The organism is Streptomyces sp. NPDC058701, assembly GCF_042715295.1.
Lineage (GTDB): Bacteria > Actinomycetota > Actinomycetes > Streptomycetales > Streptomycetaceae > Streptomyces.
This window is the reverse complement of the sequence record NZ_JBHXSY010000010.1, coordinates 221,006-238,690: the sequence shown is the minus strand read 5'-3', so window position 1 is coordinate 238,690 and position 17,685 is coordinate 221,006. Positions and strand designations below refer to the sequence as shown.

At 72.8% G+C, this 17,685-nt stretch carries 17 protein-coding genes and 1 rRNA gene; 9 read left to right on the top strand and 9 right to left on the bottom strand.

Annotation, left to right across the window (positions count from 1 at the left end; genetic code table 11):
• The first annotated feature begins 101 nt into the window (after positions 1 to 101).
• Together rrf and ACFWW8_RS14400 are read left to right on the top strand one after the other, a co-directional pair.
• Positions 102 to 218, top strand: a 5S ribosomal RNA gene (gene rrf / locus ACFWW8_RS14405).
• Between the two features lie 92 nt (positions 219 to 310).
• Positions 311 to 874: a GNAT family N-acetyltransferase gene (locus ACFWW8_RS14400; protein ID WP_386528095.1), complete on the top strand. Its 564-nt coding sequence runs from the start codon at positions 311 to 313 to the stop codon at positions 872 to 874.
• Positions 875 to 934: 60 nt separating this feature from the next.
• On the opposite strand, the gene ACFWW8_RS14395 is transcribed toward ACFWW8_RS14400, so the two are convergent.
• The 6 genes from ACFWW8_RS14395 to ACFWW8_RS14370 all read right to left on the bottom strand — a co-directional run bounded on the left by ACFWW8_RS14395 (position 935) and on the right by ACFWW8_RS14370 (position 8,113).
• Positions 935 to 2,560 (bottom strand): type VI secretion protein, encoded by a 1,626-nt coding sequence (locus ACFWW8_RS14395; protein ID WP_386528092.1) that lies wholly within the window; start codon positions 2,558 to 2,560, stop codon positions 935 to 937.
• A gap of 2 nt (positions 2,561 to 2,562) precedes the next feature.
• Positions 2,563 to 3,978, bottom strand: a complete 1,416-nt coding sequence (locus tag ACFWW8_RS14390) for an ATP-binding protein (RefSeq protein WP_386528089.1) — start codon at positions 3,976 to 3,978, stop codon at positions 2,563 to 2,565.
• 19 nt (positions 3,979 to 3,997) lie between these two features.
• Positions 3,998 to 5,560: an SCO6880 family protein gene (locus ACFWW8_RS14385; RefSeq protein WP_386528086.1), complete on the bottom strand. Its 1,563-nt coding sequence runs from the start codon at positions 5,558 to 5,560 to the stop codon at positions 3,998 to 4,000.
• The gene (locus tag ACFWW8_RS14380) at positions 5,557 to 6,885 is read right to left on the bottom strand and encodes a hypothetical protein (protein WP_386528083.1); all 1,329 of its coding nucleotides are present in this window, start codon (positions 6,883 to 6,885) and stop codon (positions 5,557 to 5,559) included. Before ACFWW8_RS14380 ends, ACFWW8_RS14385 begins: the two co-directional genes overlap by 4 nt.
• A complete protein-coding gene (locus ACFWW8_RS14375; RefSeq protein WP_386528080.1) occupies positions 6,875 to 7,702 on the bottom strand; it encodes a hypothetical protein in 828 nt (275 codons plus the stop codon). The genes ACFWW8_RS14380 and ACFWW8_RS14375 overlap by 11 nt, the downstream gene beginning before the upstream one ends.
• Positions 7,703 to 7,804: 102 nt before the next feature.
• Positions 7,805 to 8,113, bottom strand: a complete 309-nt coding sequence (locus ACFWW8_RS14370) for a hypothetical protein (RefSeq protein ID WP_031145169.1) — start codon at positions 8,111 to 8,113, stop codon at positions 7,805 to 7,807.
• A 606-nt stretch (positions 8,114 to 8,719) separates the two neighbouring features.
• Here ACFWW8_RS14370 and ACFWW8_RS14365 point away from each other — a divergent pair.
• Complete coding sequence (locus ACFWW8_RS14365; RefSeq protein WP_386528076.1) at positions 8,720 to 9,874, top strand: alpha/beta fold hydrolase; 1,155 nt, start codon at positions 8,720 to 8,722, stop codon at positions 9,872 to 9,874.
• 331 nt (positions 9,875 to 10,205) lie between these two features.
• Here ACFWW8_RS14365 and ACFWW8_RS14360 read toward each other — a convergent pair whose 3' ends face one another.
• The gene (locus tag ACFWW8_RS14360; RefSeq protein ID WP_386528074.1) at positions 10,206 to 11,081 is read right to left on the bottom strand and encodes a pentapeptide repeat-containing protein; all 876 of its coding nucleotides are present in this window, start codon (positions 11,079 to 11,081) and stop codon (positions 10,206 to 10,208) included.
• Positions 11,082 to 11,508: 427 nt separating this feature from the next.
• On the opposite strand from ACFWW8_RS14360, the gene ACFWW8_RS14355 reads away from it, so the two are divergent.
• The 5 genes from ACFWW8_RS14355 (at position 11,509) to ACFWW8_RS14335 (ending at position 15,741) form a co-directional block, all read left to right on the top strand.
• The gene (locus tag ACFWW8_RS14355) at positions 11,509 to 12,117 is read left to right on the top strand and encodes a LysE family translocator (RefSeq protein ID WP_386528072.1); all 609 of its coding nucleotides are present in this window, start codon (positions 11,509 to 11,511) and stop codon (positions 12,115 to 12,117) included.
• A 51-nt stretch (positions 12,118 to 12,168) separates the two neighbouring features.
• Positions 12,169 to 12,975 (top strand): thioesterase family protein, encoded by an 807-nt coding sequence (locus tag ACFWW8_RS14350; protein WP_386528069.1) that lies wholly within the window; start codon positions 12,169 to 12,171, stop codon positions 12,973 to 12,975.
• 443 nt (positions 12,976 to 13,418) lie between these two features.
• Positions 13,419 to 13,604 carry a hypothetical protein gene (locus ACFWW8_RS14345; protein ID WP_386528066.1) on the top strand — a complete coding sequence of 62 codons (186 nt, stop codon included), beginning with the start codon at positions 13,419 to 13,421 and terminating at the stop codon, positions 13,602 to 13,604.
• A gap of 184 nt (positions 13,605 to 13,788) precedes the next feature.
• Positions 13,789 to 14,808 carry an NlpC/P60 family protein gene (locus ACFWW8_RS14340; RefSeq protein WP_386528133.1) on the top strand — a complete coding sequence of 340 codons (1,020 nt, stop codon included), beginning with the start codon at positions 13,789 to 13,791 and terminating at the stop codon, positions 14,806 to 14,808.
• A gap of 192 nt (positions 14,809 to 15,000) precedes the next feature.
• Positions 15,001 to 15,741, top strand: a complete 741-nt coding sequence (locus ACFWW8_RS14335) for a phosphatase PAP2 family protein (protein ID WP_386528064.1) — start codon at positions 15,001 to 15,003, stop codon at positions 15,739 to 15,741.
• Positions 15,742 to 15,971: 230 nt separating this feature from the next.
• On the opposite strand, the gene ACFWW8_RS14330 is transcribed toward ACFWW8_RS14335, so the two are convergent.
• Complete coding sequence (locus ACFWW8_RS14330) at positions 15,972 to 16,202, bottom strand: hypothetical protein (protein WP_386528062.1); 231 nt, start codon at positions 16,200 to 16,202, stop codon at positions 15,972 to 15,974.
• A gap of 102 nt (positions 16,203 to 16,304) precedes the next feature.
• A complete protein-coding gene (locus ACFWW8_RS14325; protein ID WP_386528059.1) occupies positions 16,305 to 16,559 on the bottom strand; it encodes a hypothetical protein in 255 nt (84 codons plus the stop codon).
• Between the two features lie 132 nt (positions 16,560 to 16,691).
• Between ACFWW8_RS14325 and ACFWW8_RS14320 the strand changes: the two genes are divergently transcribed.
• Entirely contained in the window at positions 16,692 to 17,528 is an 837-nt protein-coding gene (locus ACFWW8_RS14320; RefSeq protein WP_386528056.1) for a hypothetical protein, read from the top strand.
• Positions 17,529 to 17,685 lie beyond the last annotated feature (157 nt).

Below are 17,685 nucleotides of genomic sequence, written 5' to 3'. Positions count from 1 at the left end.
CTAATAGGCCGAGGGCTTGTCCTCAGTTGCTCGCGTCCACTGTGTTAGTTCTGAAATAACGAACAGCTGTGTTGTCGGCCAGCGTTCAAATTTCATAGTGTTTCGGTGGTCATAGCGTTAGGGAAACGCCCGGTTACATTCCGAACCCGGAAGCTAAGCCTTTCAGCGCCGATGGTACTGCAGGGGGGACCCTGTGGGAGAGTAGGACGCCGCCGAACAATTATTGTGGGAAAGCCCCGCACCTTATGGTGCGGGGCTTTTCTGCGTTCCGGACCGGTTCGGGTTGGGGACGCTCGTTAGGATCATGGACATGGACGGGTACGTGATACGGGCGGTCCGCGGTGACGAATGGCAGAGGGTCAAGGAGCTGCGGCTCGACGCGCTCCGGGATCCCGCGGCGCCGATCGCTTTCCTGGAGACCGTGGAGCAGGCACGGGCGAGGCCGGACGCGGTCTGGCGGGAGCGGGCGGAGGGGGTTTCCCACGGTCGGCCCGCGCGGCAGTTCGTTGCCGAGGCCCCCGGCGGGAGCTGGGTGGGGTCGGTGACCGTGCTCGTCGAGGAGGGCGGGACCGTGGACTTCTTCGAGCGGCCGGTGGAGCGGGCTCAGGGGCACGTCGTGGGGGTGTTCCTGCGGAACGGACAGCGGGGGGCCGGGCTGGGGGAGGCGCTGTTCGGGGCCGCGCTGGGCTGGGCCTGGTCGCTGCGGGAGCCGGCACTGGAGTGCGTACGGCTCTTCGTGCACGAGGAGAACGCGCGGGCCGAGGCGTTCTACCGGCGGATCGGGTTCCGGGCGAGCGGGCTGGTGGTGCCGGTGCCGGGGGATGCGTCGGCGAGGGAGCGGGAGTACGTGTTCCCCCGGCCGGCCGGGGGCTGAGAATGACACGGCGCGCGTGCGTGCCGGATATCGCGCGGCAGGAGTGAGGGTGGCGACCCTCTAGGGCAGGTCGGCCTGGGGCCAGCGGGAGCGGGCCTGTTCGCGGCTGCGGCAGAGGGCGAGCAGGGGGAGGGCGTCGTCCGTGAGCAGGTCCGGGAGCTGGGGGACGGGGGCCACGGCCGCCACGTCCTCCAGGATCAGGGTGACTGGTGGGTCGAGCCGACCGCGGGATGACCGTGCGGCCATGCGGCGGCCGTGCTCGACCACGTGCGCGGCGAGTGCGGTCAGCAAGGGCATCGCACCCGGGTGGGTACGGGGGTCTTCCAGCGGCTCGCCCATCACGTAGAGGCTGCCCCCTTCGCCGAGGAACGATGCCAGGGTGAGGGAATCGGTTCGGTTCGGGGTACAGGCCTCGCGGATGTGGATGGAAGCCAGGCAGGACAGGGCGCGGGCCGTCAGGTGCTGGGCGAGTTCCCGGCGTTCGGGGTGTGCGGTGAGGGCGCTTTCGAGCTCTCCGGCGGCGCCGGCCGCGGCGCCGGGGTGGGTGCGCAGGACGCGTACGGGTTCCTGGGCGTTGGTGCCCTGGGTCCAACGGTGCAGGTGCTTGAAGGGGCGGTTGTCGAGGGCCGCCGCCTGGAGCCAGCTTCGCAGGAGCGTTTCGGCGGTGTCGGCGACCGCGGCGTCCATCCGGGCCTGGGGGCGGACGGGGGCCAGCAGGGCGGTCGCGCGGGCGGCGGCGGTGTCGCGGTCGGCGCAGCCCTCGGCCGGGTTCCAGTGCATGCGGGCCGGGGTGTCGCAGAGGTGCGAGGGGTCGTAGAGGAGGACCGGGCCGAGTTTGGCGCGGGCGTCCTTGGTCTCGGCCCAGAGGGCGGGGGACGAGGTGACGACGAGGGCGGCACCCTCCGCGGCGGCGAGGGCATGGGCGGCGAGGTGGTGGCGCTCGGCGGGGCCGGCGTAGACCAGTCGGCGCGGCGGGGTGGTGAGGGGCGCCGGGGCGGTGAGGGGCGCCGGGGCGGCGGGGGCGTAGCCGAACCCGTAGCGGTAGGCCTCGTCCGCCGGGGGGCCGGTGCGGTCGGGGGCCGGGGGCCGTACGGGGCCGGCCGGAGCCGCGGCGAGCGGTGCGGCGGCGGTCACGGGCGCGTGCAGCGGTGCGGGGATGTGGGGCGGAGCCTGCGGGGCGGGCGCCGGGGTGCGTTCCGGGGCGGGGGCCGGCGGTACGGGGGCGTATGCGGCGGCCTTGGTCTCCGCGGCGGTTTCCGGGGTGGTCGCTGCCCGGCCGGGGTCGTGCGCCACCGCCTCGCGTTCGCGGGCGGCCTGGCGGGCGAGGGCGCGGCGGGACTTGGTGCGGGCGATGACGCCGATGGCGAAGACGGCCAGAACGAACATCACCAGGAGCTGGCTGACGAACAGCCCCCAGAACAGGCCCCAGCCCGGGAGGGCTCCGGCGGTGGTGTCCGGCCAGGCGCCGGCGATGTCGTGGGGCTCCGCTATCAGGGCGCGGATGGCGTCCGGGGTCCGGGTGAAGGTGACGCTGTCCGGCCAGGCGCCCCGGGCGAAGAGGGCGGCCAGGCCGGTGGCGGTCCAAACGAGGACGGACAGGCCGAGGAGGAAGCCCAGGAGGCCGAGGAGCAGGCCGTCGGGGATGCCGCCGCGGGCGGGGGCGTCCGTACGTCGTGCGTCGGGCATGGTCAGGCCACCGTGGTCGCGGCGCCCGGGCCGCCGCGGCGGCGCTCGATGGACAGGGCCCGTTCCTCCGCCTCCAGTTCGGCGGCGAGCATGTCGTCGTGGAGGGGGGCGGGGGCGGAGGCCTCGGTCATGGCGCGGTCGGTGTAGACGAGGGGGCGTTCGGCTTCGGTGATGAGGTGTTTGACCACCTGGACGTTGCCGTTGACGTCCCAGACCGCGATGCCGGGGGTCAGGGTGGGGATGATCTCGACGGCCCAGCGGGGCAGGCCGAGGACGAGGCCGGTGGCGCGGGCCTCGTCGGCCTTCTGGGCGTAGATGGTTCTGGTGGAGGCCATCTTGAGGATGGCCGCGGCTTCGCGGGCGGCCGCGCCGTCGACGACGTCGGAGAGGTGGTGGACGACGGCGACGAAGGACAGGCCGAGGCGGCGGCCGAACTTCAGGAGGCGCTGGAAGAGCTGGGCGACGAAAGGGCTGTTGATGATGTGCCAGGCCTCTTCGACGAGGAAGATGCGCTTCTTGCGGTCGGGCCGGATCCAGGTGTGCTCCAGCCAGACACCGACGATCGCCATCAGGATGGGCATGGCGATGGAGTTGCGGTCGATGTGGGACAGGTCGAAGACGATGAGGGGTGCGTCGAGGTCGATGCCGACGGTGGTGGGGCCGTCGAACATGCCGCGCAGGTCGCCGTCCACGAGGCGGTCGATGACGAGGGCGACGTCGAGGCCCCAGGCCCGGACATCGTCTATGTCGACGTTCATCGCAAGGGCCGATTCGGGCTCCGGGTGGCGGAGCTGTTCGACGATGTCGGTGAGGACGGGCTGGCGGTCGCGGATGGTGTCGACGACGTAGGCGTGGGCGACCTTCAGGGCGAAGCCGGCGCGCTCGTCGAGGCCGTGGCCCATGGCGACTTCGATGATGGTGCGGAGCAGGGCGAGCTGCCCGGTCGTGGTGATCGCCGGGTCGAGCGGGTTGAGGCGGATGCCGTCGTCGTTCGCGGCGATCGGATCCAGGCGGATGGGGGTTATTCCCAGCTGCTGGGCGATCAGGTTCCATTCGCCGACGCCGTCTTCGCCCTGGGCGTCGAGGACGACGACCTGGCGGTCCTTGAAGCGGAGCTGGCGCAGGACGTACGTCTTCTCCAGGGCGGACTTGCCGTTGCCGGACTCGCCGAGGACCAGCCAGTGGGGGGCGGGGAGCTGCTGGCCGTACAGCTGGAAGGGGTCGTAGATGTATCCCTTGCCGCTGTAGACCTCGCGGCCGATGATGACGCCGGAGTCGCCGAGGCCGGGGGCGGCGGTGGGCAGGTAGACGGCTTGCGCCTGCCCGGTGGAGGTGCGGACGGGCAGGCGCGTGGTTTCGACCTTGCCGAAGAGGAAGCTGGTGAAGGCCTCCGTCAGGGCGGACATGGGATCGCGCATGGGCGGCACTTCCTTCCGGCTAGCGTCGGATGCCGGTGGCGAACGGCAGGGTGTTGACGAAGGCGCGGTGGTGTTCGCGGTCGCACCACTCGAGCTTCAGGTAGGACTTGCCGGCTGAGGCGCGGATGGTGCGCTTGTCGCGGGCGAGGGCTTCCGGTGAACGCGAGGACACCGTGATGTACCCGACCAGGTTGACTCCTGCCGCACCGCTGGCGAGATCTTCACCCCTCTGGTCGAGCCGTCCGTGGGCGGCGATGTCGCGGGGGTCGACGGTGCGGTTCATCTTGGCGGCGCGGGAGGCGTCGGCCTCGTCATTGGTCTTCTCGGTGAGCATCCGCTCGATGGCGATCTCGGTGGGTTCCAGGTCCATGGTGACGGCGACCGTGCGGATGACGTCGGGGGTGTGGACGAGGAGGGGGGCCAGGAAGTTGACGCCGACGGGCGTCATCGGCCATTCCTTCACCCAGGCGGTGGCGTGGCACCAGGGGGCGCGGGTGGAGGACTCGCGGGTCTTGGCCTGGAGGTAGGTGGGTTCCACCGCGTCGAGCTCTGCGGGCCAGGCGTTGCGCTTGGTCATGGCCTGGATGTGGTCGATGGGGTGGTCCGGGTCGTACATGGAGTGCACGAGGGAGGAGAGCCGGCCCTGGCCCAGCGGCTGGCGGACGCGGATGTCGGCTTCGGCGAGGCGGGCGCAGATGTCGGTGAGCTCGCGGGCCATGACGATGGCGAGGCCGGCGTCGCGGTCGAGCTTGCGGCCCTTGTGGGGGGTCGAGGCGCGGGCGATGGTGTGGGCCTCGGCGGAGAGTTCGCGCGTGTAGTGCATGCAGGCGACGAGGTACGCGCGGTGCTGCTCGGAGGAGGTGGAGACCATCGACTGGAGCTGCTCGTAGGAGTCGCGGAGCCAGCCGGGGGCCTGGGTGTCGCCGCGCTGGGCGACGTCCTTGGCGTGTGCGTCCGGGTCGGCGGGGAGCGTACGGGCGAGCATCTGGAGGCGGGTGACGAAGCCGTCGCCGTTGGCCACGTGCTTGAGGAGGGTGCCGAAGCGGTCGACGAGGGCTTCCTGGTCCTCGCTGTCGCGCAGGCCGACGCCGGGGCCCTCGATCTCGATGGCGGCGGTGACGGTCCTGCGGTCGGCGTGGAGGAGTACGGCGATCTCGTCGGGGCCGAAGGGGGCGGCGAGCCAGTTGATGCGGCCGATGCCGGGGGGCGGGCCGACCTCGACCTCGCGGCCGTCGGCGCCGCGGAAGCCGGCTTCCATGGCGCCGGAGCGGTAGGCGGTGCCGCGGCGCAGGATGCGCTTGTAGCTGCGGCCGATCTCGAACCAGCGGTAGAAGGTGCGGCCCTTGTACGGGACGTACACGGCGGCGAGCGCGATCATGGGGAAGCCGGCGAGGCTGACGATGCGCAGGGTGAGGTCGGGGACGAGCAGTCCGCTCATCATGCCGAGGAACGCCCCCGCGATGATCAGGGCGATCTCGCCGGTCTCGCGGTTCTTTCCGACGATCGCGTTCGGCCGGGCCCGGCCGATGAGATACGTGCGGCGGGGCGCGACCGGGTGCATCTGGTGGGACTGGGTCGTCAACGCCCGTCACCTCCTGTGTTCCTCGTGCTCGAACTCGTGCTCGTGCGGGGCGGGGGTGCGGCGGAGGGGACAGATCCGCCGCCTGCTCCGCCGCCCGAGCCGCGGCTGCTGTGGGCGGCCACGCCTCCGGACATGGGGTTGGCGGGGCGGGGCGCGCTCGGGGAGCCGCCTCCGCCGTCGCCGCCGCGGTGGGCGCCGCGGCTGCTGTGGGTTTTGATGCCCTGCGAGACGAGGGAGGCCGGGGAGCTGATGACGGCGGCGGCCTGGGCGCCGTCGGTGGCCTTGCTGCGGTTGGAGCGGGCGGAGGCGATCTCGTCGCCGAAGCCGGGGACGAAGCGGTAGATCATCGCGGAGGCGAAGATCGCCAGCAGGATGATGGCGAGGCCGGTGACGACGGCGGAGAAGGCGTCGGGGCCCTTCTCGCCTGCCAGGGCGCCGGCGAGACCGAGGACGATGACGATGACCGGCTTCACGAGGATGACGGCGATCATGATGCCGGCCCAGCGGCGGACGTGGCCCCAGAGGTTGCGGTCGACGAGTCCCGCGTAGACGACGACGCCGAGGAGGGCGCCGACGTAGAGGAGTGCGGCGCGGATGAACAGCTCCAGGTAGAGCACGCCGGCGGCGAGGACGGTGATGAGGGCGACGACGATCAGCATGATCGGGCCGCCGCCGATGTCGTCGCCCTTCTTGAGGGCTTCGGTGAAGGAGCCGAAGAAGACGTCGGTCTGGCCGCCGGTGGCGGAGGCGATGACCTCGGTGACGCCGTCGGTGGCGGAGACGATCGTGTAGAGGACGAGGGGGGTGAAGGCGGAGGCGAGGACGGTGAGCCAGAGGAAGCCGATGGCTTCGGAGATGGCGGTGGTGAGGGGGACGCCGCGGATGGCGCGCTTGGCGACGGCGAAGAGCCAGAGGACGAGGGTGAGGATGGTGGAGGCGGCGAAGACGACGGCGTACTGCTTGAGGAAGGCGTCGTTGGTGAAGTCGACTTCGGCGGTGCCCTTGACGGCTTCGCTGAGCTTGGTGACGATCCAGGCGGCGGCGTCGGCGCAGCCCTTGGCGAGGGAGGCCAGGGGGTTGAGGGCGTCGGCGGGATCGGTGGGGGCGAGCCCGGGGGAGGGGGCGCCGCCGGTGGAGCCGCGTTCGCAGTACTGCCTGGCGGGTCCCGCGATGAGGGAGCAGGGGTCGTTGCTCGTACTCGGTGCGGGGGTCGGCGTGGGGGTCGGCGCGGCGACCGCGCGTGTGGCGTACCACCAAGCCGCCACCTGGACGGCGACGACGGAGGCAGCGACCCGCCGCAGCGGGGTGCGGGGGCTACCGGGCATAGGTGAACCCTCCGAACTCGTTGACTGCACCGGCGATCTCATCCGAGTTGGAGACGGGGTTGTCGCCGGTCACGGGAGTGGGGCCGTCCTTCTGGGTCGTCTCCAGCACCTTCCAGTCCGACCCGCTCCACTTGAGTGTCATCGAGATCGTGAACCAGCTGTTGGTGACCGGACGGGTGGACTTCTCTCCGGTCAGGCCGAACATTCCCAGGCACCAGACATCGATGGACGCGTTGTCGCTCGCGAACTTCCGTACCTTCGCGCCGACCGGTACGGTGCGGCTCACGAACGTCGCACCGGCAGGGGCGAGACCGTCCTTGGTCAGTCCGATCTGGGACAGGAGGGCCGCGGAGTAGTCCGTGTCGAAGCCCGACTGCAGCGTGGCCCGTGTGCTCTCGTCTGATACGGCGTCCACGATGCCGTGCCGGCGGGCGGTGTTGAACATGCCGTCAGAGCCGAGGGCCACTGCAAAGTTCGACGCGGCAGACTGCGCACCCTGCTCGTTCTGGGCGAAACCCGAGGGCACGCCGCCGTTCTTGCCGTCTACCGGTCGGTTGCCGGTCGGGGACGTCGATGAGCTCGACGGGCCGCGTTGTGACTGGTTGGTGGTGGGGGTGTCCGGGGACTGGTTCGCGAACGCGATGGCCGCGATGAGGAGGACCACCACGCCGACCACCGTGATCAGGCTGCGGGAGGCGCGGGGGGTGCGGCGGGTGGGGCCGTACGCGTCCGTCGGGGAGTCGGGGAGACGGGTGCGGGTCTGGCCCGTGCCGCCGACCTCGCCGTAGCCGCCGCCGTACTGGTCGTCGTTGCTCATTCCGTGTCGGCCCCCTCCGCGTCGTACGACGGTAGCGCTGGTTCCCGCGTAGGTGCGGTGTGGTGAGTCCTCATCAGGTACGGCCGCGGCGGCGCGGCCCGGCTAGACGGCCATTCCGTAGACGATCGTGAAGAGGGTGCCGAGGGAGCCGATGATGAAGACGCCCGTGAGGCCGGCCACGATCAGGCCCTTGCCCTGTTCCGCGCTGAACGTGTCACGGAGGGCGGTCGCGCCGATGCGCTGCTTGGCCGCGCCCCAGATGGCGATGCCGAGGCAGAGGAGGATCGCGACGGCCATGACCACCTCGATCATGATCTTCGCCTCGTTGCCGAGGCTGCCGAAGGGGCCCCAGTTCGGGGCGATTCCGCCGATGATGGTGGTGATGTCGCCTTTTTCGGCTGCCAGGATCATGCAACTCACCGCCCCTGTATGGGTAGTTCCGGTAGCCCGTGCCCGACGGCATGGGTCACGCACTATCTTCGCTGATGAAACCGGCGCCGTCGTCGACTTGGTGGCTCTCTTTACCCGATCTCCCGGCCCCCGCACCGCCCGCGCGCTCTGACCTGGGCGGGGACGGGGTGGATGCGGAAGAACGTATGGTCACTCTGTGTATCACGGTGGGTGACGTCGGGCAATGATTGTCGTCTCGGCGTACGGGGGGCGGGCCGTGGGGCCGCCGTTCGGCGCAGTGGGGGCGCGTGTCGCTGGGCCGACCCGCTGACATGTGTCCGATATTCCGTCAGTCATTCGATCGTTACGCGGGATTGCTCGCGTGGCGTCGTGCGTAGCGGGTCTGAGGGTGGGGTGGCTACGCAGAGTCATCGGGGTCGGCGGGGCGCCGGCGGCCGGGCGGGGGTCGCCGGTGCGCCGGCGGTCGGGGGGCGTGCGGGTGCGCGAGGGGCGCATACGTGTCCGGTGGACGCCCGTGCGAGCCGTTCGGGTCGGCGTGCACGGAGCGGGGAATCCTCCCGTTGCCGGTACCCGGGCGTTGTCAGTGGGGTCCGGCAGGCTGGGGACATGACGACTCCGTGGACCCTTGCCGATATCGAGGCGGCCATCCGGGCGGGATGGTCGGCCGAGACCTGCTCGCCCGACGACGTGGAGCGTGCCCCGTGGACGGCCGACAATCCGGCCTGGGGGCACTGTGACATCACGGCCCTGCTCGTTCAGGACGTGGTCGGCGGCGAGCTGGTGGTCGGCGAGGTCTGGCACGGCGGGGAGCAGCAGGGGTACCACTGCTGGAACGTGCTGCCCGGGGGGATAGCCGTCGACCTGACCCGGGACCAGTTCCGGCGCGGGCAGACGGTGACGCCTGGGCGGCCGATGGGGAAGCGGCCCGGGGGGCGGCTGCCGAGGCGCTGGGAGGAGTACCAGCTGCTGCGGCGACGGGTCATCGACAAGCTGGGCCCGCTGCCGGGGGTGGTCGAGACGGCGGACGGCCGTCGGCTCGCCTATACGGACTTCGGCGGGGACGGCGCTCCGTTGCTCGCGCTGCACGGGCACTTCCAGGACCGGCGGACTTTCGGGCGGCTGGCCCGTGAGGTGGGTCCGGCGTGGCGGGTGATCACCCTCGACCAGCGGGGGCACGGGGAGTCGGACCGCGCCGGGGACTATGCGGGGGAGGGGTACGTGGCGGACGCCGCGGCCGTACTGGAGCACCTGGGGCTGGGGCCGGCGGTGGTGCTGGGGCACGCGCTGGGCGGCGTCACGGCGTACCGCCTCGCGGCGCGGCGGCCGGACCTCGTACGGGCGGTGGTGGTCGAGGACATCGGGGCGTTGGTCGACGACGACCTGTCGTACGCGCGGGACTGGCCGCGGCGGGCCCGTACGCGGGCCGGGTTCCTGGTGGCGGTGGGGAGCGCGGCGCCGTACCTGGACGGGTACGTGCGGGAATACCCGGACGGGTGGGGGACCGGACCCGAGGTGGCGGACGTGGTGGAGTCGCAGCGGGGGCTGAACGGCGACCACTGGGGGGACTGGTTGGCGGTCCGGCGGCCGACGTTGCTGGTGCGGGGGGACCGGAGCGGGGTGCTGTCGGCGGAGCACGCGCGGGAGATGACCGTGCGGAGGGCGGGGGTGCGGCTGGTGGAACTGCCGACCGGGCACGCGGTGCATGCGGGCGATCCGGAGGGGTTCGTCACTGCCGTGCGGGGGTTCTTGGCGCGGGTGTGACGTGTCCCGTCCGGGGGTGGGCGGCGTTGGGCGGTGCCGGTGCCGGTGCCGGTGCCGGTGTCCGGGTCCGGTTGGGGTGGGCGGTTGTGCCCGGGGTGGTGGGAGGGTGCGGCGGGGCTGCGGGGCTCCGCCCCGGGCCCCGCGCCTCAAACGCCGGCGGGGCTGGAGGGGGCCAGCGGGGTCGGAGGGGGCCGGCGGGGCTGGAGGGGGCTCCGGCGGGTGGGGACGGACGGTTCGCGGCACGAGTGGGCACGGGGGCGGAGGGGGCGGTCCTGGTTCTCGGCGGGGGCTTGGCGTGCTGGGGGGTGTGGGGACGGAAGGGGTCGGCGGGTTAGGTCCAGTGGGTGGGGTGGGTGAGGGGGTGGGGGAGGCGGGTGGCGGGGTTGCCGCGGGCCGCGTTCAGTTGGAGCTGGGTGAGGAAGAGCGCGTCGCGGAGGTCGGCGTCCCGGAGGTCCGCGTCGCGGAGGTCGGCGCCGATCAGGTCCGCCGAGCGGAGGTCGGCGCGGCTGAGGTCGGCGGCGATCAGGCAGGCGCCGCGGAGGTTCGCGCCGCGCAGGTTCGTGCCGGAGAGCCGGGCGCCCACCAGGTCGGCGCCGCGGTGGTTCTTCGTCCGGCCCGGCACCTTCGCCCGTACGAGCTCGCTGGTCTTCAGGAGCAGCGCGTTGACCTCCTGGCGCAGGGCGCCCACGTCCAGGTCCGTGAGGGCGTCGGCGTCGGCGCGGGTCCACCGCTCGGTCTCGGCGAGGGCGCCGCGCAGGCCGGGGTGGACCGGGGCGGCGGCCGGGAGGGCCAGCGCCTCGGCGACGTAGGACAGCAGCTCGTGGAGCTGCCGCATGACGGGGAAGACCTCGTACATCTGACGGGCGGTGCCGGGGTGGGCGCGCCAGTCGCGGCCCCCGAAGGTGACCTGGGAGACCTGCTGGCCCGCGCCGAAGCAGTCGAAGACGGTGCAGCCGCGGTACCCCGAGTCGCGCAGCCGGGAGTGGATGCCGCAGCGGAAGTCCTGGCCGAGGTTCTTGCAGGGGGTGCCCGCGGGCTTGTTCGCGGCGAAGTCGCTGGATTTCGCGAAGGGGAGGGCGACGCAGCAGAGGGCGAAGCAGTTCCCGCAGTCGGCCTGCAGGAGCGGCAGCGCCCGAGGCTCGGGCAGGGCGGGCACCTCGGGCAGGTCGGCGGAGCGCGGAGCGGGTGGTATCGGCACGTCGTCCATTGTCACCTCTCGGGCCGGGCGAGCCGCATCTCGTGCGCCGGCCGGCGGACGCCGCCCACCTCCACGACGTCCTCGTCCACCCGCTCGGTCCGGAAGCCGAGCTCCGCACGCCGTCCGGCTCGCCGAAGGCTGCTCGACGCCCAGGGACACCATCGCGGCGCCGAGTCCCCGGCCGCGGACCGCGGGGGTGATCGGGATCCGCCGAGGCGGGTGCCCGCCAGTGAGGTGTGGCCGACGGGCTGCCCGTCGCGGGACAGCGCCGTCCGGGAGCGGAGCAGCGCGATGTCGGCCGCGGGCCGGAACGGGCGGAGGGTGAGCAGGGAGAGGGGGGAATCGTGACGGCTGCGGGGGCTCTGGGGGCACTCGGCACGCATCCGGGGGCCGGACGGGGGTTGATCGTCGGAGGGGGGACGGTCAGCATCCCCGTATGACAGAAGTGATCGCAGTCGCCGTCATCACCCTGCTCGCGGTGATCAGTCCCGGGGCGGATTTCGCCATGGTGGTCCGCAACAGCTACCTCTACGGGCGGCCCACGGGCCTGTTCGCGGCCGCCGGGGTGGCGGCCGGTGTGCTGGTGCACGTCTCGTACACGATGCTCGGGGTCGGTCTGCTGATCGCCTCCTCCACCGCGCTGTTCACCGCGATCAAGCTGGCGGGGGCGGCCTATCTGGTGTGGATCGGGATCCGGACCTTCCGGGCGCCCGCCGAGCTGACCGTCGACCTGGAGTCGACGTCCGGGCTGACCCGGGCCGGGGCGCTGCGGTCCGGGTTCCTGACCAACGTGCTCAACCCGAAGACCACGCTGTTCGTCGTGTCGACGTTCACGCAGGTGGTCGGTCCGGGCACGCCCGTGTGGCAGCAGACGGGCTACGGGCTGTTCATGTCGCTGGCGCACCTGGGCTGGTTCGGGGCGGTGGCGCTGTTCTTCTCGGACTCGCGGCTGCGCGACCGGATGCTGAGGGCGCAGAAGGCGTTGAACCGGGCGATCGGCTCGGTGCTGGTGGGGTTGGGGGTGGGCCTGGGGTTCGCCCGCTGAGCCCGGGCGCGGGGCTGGTGCCCGGAGTTACCTCTCGGTAGCGTGCGCGGCATGAGTGCTGGCGCGAGTGCTGCCGAGGGGTTCTTCGAGCGGATCGACGCGGGGCGGTTCCTGGCCGCGGAGTACACGCGCGGGCCGTGGGATCCGGGCGCGCAGCACGCGGGGCCGCCCGCGGCGCTGCTGGGGCGGGTCGTCGAGGAGCGGCCGGGTGCCCGGGAGGACATGCGGATCGCCCGGATCACGTACGAGATCCTGCGGCCGGTGCCGATCGGTGCGCTGGAGGTGACCACGAGCGTGCTGCGGGCGGGCCGGAGCACGGAGGTGGTGGAGGCCGCGCTGGTCCCGGCGGGCGCGGCGCAGCCGGTGATGCTGGCGCGGGCGCTGCGGATCAGGGTGGCGCCGGAGTCGGTGCCGGCCGTCGCGCCGGGGCCGGAGCTGCCGCCGCCGGGGGAGGCGGGGGTGACGCCGTTCTTCCCCGTGCCGTGGGAGACGGGCTACCACTCGGCGATGGAGACCCGGTTCACCGAGGGCACGTTCGTCGAACGGGGTCCGGGCACCTGCTGGATGAGGATGCGGGTGCCGCTCGTCGCGGGGGAGGCCGTCAGGCCGCTGGACCGGGTGCTGATCGCCGCCGACTCGGGCAACGGCATCAGCGCGGAGCTGGACTTCGCGCGGTACGTCTTCGTCAACGGGGACCTCACGGTCCACCTGCACCGGCACCCGGTGGGCGAGTGGGCGTGCGTGGAGGCCCGTACGAGCGTGGATGCGGCGGGGATCGGGCTCGCGGACGCGCGGCTGCACGACGAGAAGGGGCCGATCGGGCGGAGCGCGCAGAGCCTGTTCGTCGCGCCGCGGTAGTCCTCAACACCCCTGGCTATGAACGGAAGATCGTACGAATGGCAGGCTCGGGCAGAGGGATCCGCCGATCCGGAGGCACTGGCCCAGGTTCCGGCGCGAGGTGGAGACGGTTCGGGGCGTGCGGTCGGTGTACACCGTGAGCCTGATCGATGCGCCGCCGGAAGAGGAGCCGTACTGGCCGGCCGCCGCGTACGTGGCCGGGCCGGCGCTGGCGCCGGCGGAGGGGCCGGGCTACGGGGCCGCCGCGTCGGCGCCCCGCCCGGGCGGCTCGGCCGCGGGATCGGCCAGGGTGTGGGCGGCGGGGCCGGGCGGCCGGGGCCGTATCCGGTCAGGGTGGCCGTGCGGCCGCCGCGTGCCAACCGCCCGCCGGCGTGGGCCCGGCGGGGTTCCCGAGCGCTCCCGTGGACCGGTACCGCAGCTGGGACTCAGGTGACTACGGGGAGTTGACCCACCCGGACAGCTTTCCGGGGGCCGGTTCGCTGACCGGGGACCGGGGGGGCTGGACGGTGGTCTTCTCTCGCGTCGAGGATGGGGCGGGGAAGGCGGAGACGGCCGAGCAGGCGAAGAAGGCGAAGAAGGCGGAGGCGTACGAGGCCATTTCCTACCCGGGATTCCACGTGGCCCGGTGACCACCGGCAGCCGGGCACCGCGCCCGACAGCGGGCGCCCGGCAGCGGCCGCCCGGGCGCGGGCGCCGTGCCGGGCACGTGGTTGCGCGCATGGTTCCAAGTGGGCTAGTCCGATAGGCGACACGGTCAAATCACGTCGGAAAGCGGCAGCGATGGGGGAGGGTTGACGGGTGCGCAAATTCTGGATGGCGAGTGGGATCGGGTTGGGGCTCTGCCTGAGCTTCGTCGTGCTGCTCGTCGTGGGCACGTATTCGGCCGCGGCCGGCCTCGCGGGGGCGGGCCCGGGCGGTCGTGCGGTGGGGCTGGTCAAGGGTGCCGTGCCGGGGAAGTACCAGGCGCTGGTGGAGAAGTGGGGCAACCTCTGCCCCGCCATCAACCCGGCGCTGCTCGCCGCGCAGCTCTACTCCGAGAGCGGCTGGAACCCGAGCGCGGTGAGCCCGGCGGACGCGCGCGGCATCGCGCAGTTCATTCCGGGCACCTGGGCGGGCCACGGCATCGACGGGGACGGGGACGGGGACCGCGACATCTGGGACCCGAGTGACGCGATCCCCTCGGCGGCCTCGTACGACTGCGAACTCGCCAAGGACGTGGCGCGGGTGCCGGGTGACGCGACGTCGAACATGCTCGCGGCCTACAACGCGGGTGCGTACGCGGTGATCAAGTACGGCGGGGTCCCCCCGTACCGCGAGACGCAGGGCTACGTGAAGACGATCACGACCCTCGCCAAGAGCTTCGCCCGTCCCGTCGGCCGGGTCGCGCCGTCCCAACAGGCCGCGGGCGCGATCTACTTCGCGCAGAAGCAGCTCGGTACGCCGTACCTGTGGGGGGGCAACGGGACGCCTGACCAGGACGGCCGGTTCGACTGTTCGGGGCTGACGAAGGCCGCGTACGAGACGGTGGGGATCGAGCTGCCGCGCGTGGCGAACGACCAGTACAACGCCGGTCCGCACCCCTCGCGGGCCGAACTCCTGCCGGGAGACCTGGTGTTCTTCTCTGATGATCTGACGAATTCCCGGGAGATCCGCCACGTCGGGCTCTACGTGGGCGGCGGCTACATGATCAACGCCCCCTTCACCGGCGCCGTGATCCGCTTCGACAAGATCGACACCCCCGACTACTTCGGTGCGACGCGCGTGACGAAGGATGGTGCGCAGGCCCTGCCGGAGCGCGCCGCGGCGAGCGGCGCACCTGGCAACTCTCCGTGAAGTCCAGGCCCTGAGCTGCGACGATGAGTCACTCTTCGATAACGTTGGGGTGATCATTCGGTGGAGAGTGGAACGCAGTCGTCAGAACGGGCGTTCCATGGGCACGGGGGCTGATCAACCGGGGGGCGAACGGGTGCGCACAGGGGCGCGCCCACAGGGGAACCCGCCGCAACAGCAAGGGGCCGCGTCGCCATGACTGGACTCACGACCGGTGGGCCGAATGTGGATGTCAGCCTGCTGTACCAGATCAACTCCCTGGCCCGGCAGGCCCCGGGCTGGTGCGACCGGGCGGTGAGCCTGGCCGGCGAGTACGGGATTCCGCTGGCCCTGGTGCTCCTGGTCCTGTGGTGCTGGCGCGGCGCGCGCCGGCAGGACGAGGCCACGGCCGCCGAGTCGCTCGCCGCGCTCGTGTGGGCTCCACTGGCGGCCGGGCTGGCGCTCCTCGTGAACGCGCCCCTGCGTGAATTCGTCGGGCGGCCGCGGCCGTTCCGGCAGCACGAGGGTCTGCAGGTCCTCGACCCCGGCCCCGGGACGGGACTCGCGCCGGGACTGGCCAGGACGGACTTCTCCTTCGTCAGCGACCACGCCACCCTCGCCATGGCCCTGGGCGTCGGGCTGTTCGTGGCCCACCGCAGGATCGGGCTCGTCGGGATCGGACTCGCCCTCGTGGAGGGATTCTGCCGCGTGTACACGGGAGTCCACTACCCGACCGACGTCATCGGCGGGTTCGCGCTCGGCACCGCCGTCGTCCTGGTGCTCGCGCCGCCGGCGCTGGCGCTGCTGACCCCGGTGGTGGGGGCGGTGAACCGCTCCGCGCGCGTCGGGTGGCTCGTACGGTCCAAGCTGCGGGCGGTGCCGCTGGCGGTGGACCTGACGCAGGCCCAGACCCCGCCGGCGGGGCAGCGCCCGCACGAGAGCGACCTCGCCGCCTGAGCGGTACGTGACGCCGGGCGCCGCCCGGGCCGCCGCTGTGCTCGTACGGGTCCGGGCACGGGCACCGGTCCGGGCACGGGCATCGGTACGGGTACGGGCATCGGTACGGGTCCGGGCACGGGTTCACGCGTGGGCGAACGTGTCCCACGCGGTCAGCAGCGCGGCCACCACCAGGCACAGCGCGGCCGCCCCGAAGCAGACGCGCACCGCCGCGGGCCGCGGCCGGGGCCTCACGGGTCGCCGTTCTCACCGCGACCGGAGGCGTCCTCGTCGCGGCGGTAGCGGGAGCGCAGCCACAGCCCGGTGGCCACCGCCGCGGCGGTGGTGAGCCCGACCGCCAGGGCCACGTCCCCGGGGCCGTCCGCCGAGCCCACGGGCCGCGCCCAGGCCGTGGCGGCGGGCGCGGAGGCGAGGAGCAGGGCCCAGAGGAGGGCCGCGAGGCGGGCTGCGGGACCTGGCATGAGTCAAGGGCATACGGTCCGGCCCGCACCGGCCAGCCGGGCCGTCCGAACGGGCGACACGCCCGGGGGCGGGGCACGGTGCCCGGCCGTGCGCCGACGGGCCTACCCGGCCGTGTGGCGGGTGGCGTCCTTGCGGGCCAGATCGCGGGAGCGGCGGGCCGGGCCGGTCCAGCCGCAGGTGCACACGGCCAGGCAGAACGAGCCGCGTTCGGTGGTGGAGGTGGTGTGCCCGTCGGCCGGATCCGGCGACCGGGGGTGCTGCGGCGGCCCGGCGGCCGCCGGGGGCGCCGGCCGGGTCCGGGGGAGGGGTACGGAGGCAAGCGGAGGGACCGGGGTCGCTTCGGTGTGCGGTTCCACGCCTCCACGGTACCCGCGGTGGGCACGGGCCGGGGACACGAGCGGGCCGTGACGGGAAACCCCGGACCTCGTTAACCGGAGCGGGTGGGGGCCTCGGGCAAGCAGCGGTCATGCGTTGGGGGTTGGCAGGCGATGGTGGTGCACCAGCACAGGCGGCGGCGCGGACGCGCGGGTGAGGCGCTGCTCGCGGTCGGCGTCTCGCTGGCCGTCGTGGTGACGGGCGGGTGCGGGGGCCCCGCCCGCGGCAGTGACGACGCGCCCCCCGCGGACCCGGGGGCCGTGGTCCGCGGAGCGGCCGACGTGCTGACGAGGTCCGGCAGCGCCCGGGCCCGTACGGCCATGGAGATGGCCACCGGCGGCACCCGGGTCACGATCCGCGGCGAGGGCGGGGTCGACTTCAAGAACCGGATGGGCCGGCTGCTGGTCATGCTCCCGGCCGACGTGAAGGGCAAGGCGGACCACCGGCCGATCACCGAGCTGCTGGTGCCGGGCGCGCTCTACATGAAGAACCGGGGCGCGGGCGTGCCGGCCGACAAGTGGGTACGGGTCGACACGACCACCCTCGCCGACGGGAACCTGGTGACCGGCGGAGCCACCGATCCGCTGGTCGCGGCGGAGCTGCTGCGGGGCGCACGGGAGGTGACGTACGTCGGGGAGACCGAGGTGGCGGGCACCAGGGTGCGGCACTACCGGGGGACCACGGACATCGCGCGGGCGGCCGGGAGCGCGTCGGCGGGGGTGCGGGGGGCGCTGGAGGCGGCGGCGAAAGGGTTCAGCAAGGACGCGGTGCCGTTCGACGCGTACCTGGACGCCGAGGGGCGGTTGCGGAAGGTCCGCCACCGGTTCACGTACGTCAACAATGGCGTGATCGATGTCTCGTCGACGACGCTCCTGTACGGGTTCGGAACGCCGGTGACCGTCGTATTGCCCCCGAGCGGGGACATTTACGCCGGGAAGATCGCCGAATAGCCGGGTGGGCGGGGTCGTGGCGGCGCGATCGGACCATGCCGGGTATCCGGAAATGGTCCATCCGTGTCATGCGGGGGGAGGCGGGGTCTCCCTAGGCTGGGAGGGCGGCCGCCCGGCGGGTCGGGGCGGGTGCCGGTGAACGACGGGCGACGCGTCG

Excerpts from the sequence above, each read along its gene's own strand:
- ACFWW8_RS14400 (WP_386528095.1), top strand. The coding sequence starts at position 311 with ATGGACGGGTACGTGATACGGGCGGTCCGCGGTGACGAATGGCAGAGG.
- ACFWW8_RS14395 (WP_386528092.1), bottom strand. The coding sequence starts at position 2,560 with ATGCCCGACGCACGACGTACGGACGCCCCCGCCCGCGGCGGCATCCCC.
- ACFWW8_RS14390 (WP_386528089.1), bottom strand. The coding sequence starts at position 3,978 with ATGCGCGATCCCATGTCCGCCCTGACGGAGGCCTTCACCAGCTTCCTC.
- ACFWW8_RS14380 (WP_386528083.1), bottom strand. The coding sequence starts at position 6,885 with ATGCCCGGTAGCCCCCGCACCCCGCTGCGGCGGGTCGCTGCCTCCGTC.
- ACFWW8_RS14375 (WP_386528080.1), bottom strand. The coding sequence starts at position 7,702 with ATGAGCAACGACGACCAGTACGGCGGCGGCTACGGCGAGGTCGGCGGC.
- ACFWW8_RS14370 (WP_031145169.1), bottom strand. The coding sequence starts at position 8,113 with ATGATCCTGGCAGCCGAAAAAGGCGACATCACCACCATCATCGGCGGA.
- ACFWW8_RS14365 (WP_386528076.1), top strand. The coding sequence starts at position 8,720 with ATGACGACTCCGTGGACCCTTGCCGATATCGAGGCGGCCATCCGGGCG.
- ACFWW8_RS14360 (WP_386528074.1), bottom strand. The coding sequence starts at position 11,081 with ATGGACGACGTGCCGATACCACCCGCTCCGCGCTCCGCCGACCTGCCC.
- ACFWW8_RS14355 (WP_386528072.1), top strand. The coding sequence starts at position 11,509 with ATGACAGAAGTGATCGCAGTCGCCGTCATCACCCTGCTCGCGGTGATC.
- ACFWW8_RS14350 (WP_386528069.1), top strand. The coding sequence starts at position 12,169 with ATGAGTGCTGGCGCGAGTGCTGCCGAGGGGTTCTTCGAGCGGATCGAC.
- ACFWW8_RS14340 (WP_386528133.1), top strand. The coding sequence starts at position 13,789 with ATGGCGAGTGGGATCGGGTTGGGGCTCTGCCTGAGCTTCGTCGTGCTG.
- ACFWW8_RS14335 (WP_386528064.1), top strand. The coding sequence starts at position 15,001 with ATGACTGGACTCACGACCGGTGGGCCGAATGTGGATGTCAGCCTGCTG.
- ACFWW8_RS14330 (WP_386528062.1), bottom strand. The coding sequence starts at position 16,202 with ATGCCAGGTCCCGCAGCCCGCCTCGCGGCCCTCCTCTGGGCCCTGCTC.
- ACFWW8_RS14320 (WP_386528056.1), top strand. The coding sequence starts at position 16,692 with ATGGTGGTGCACCAGCACAGGCGGCGGCGCGGACGCGCGGGTGAGGCG.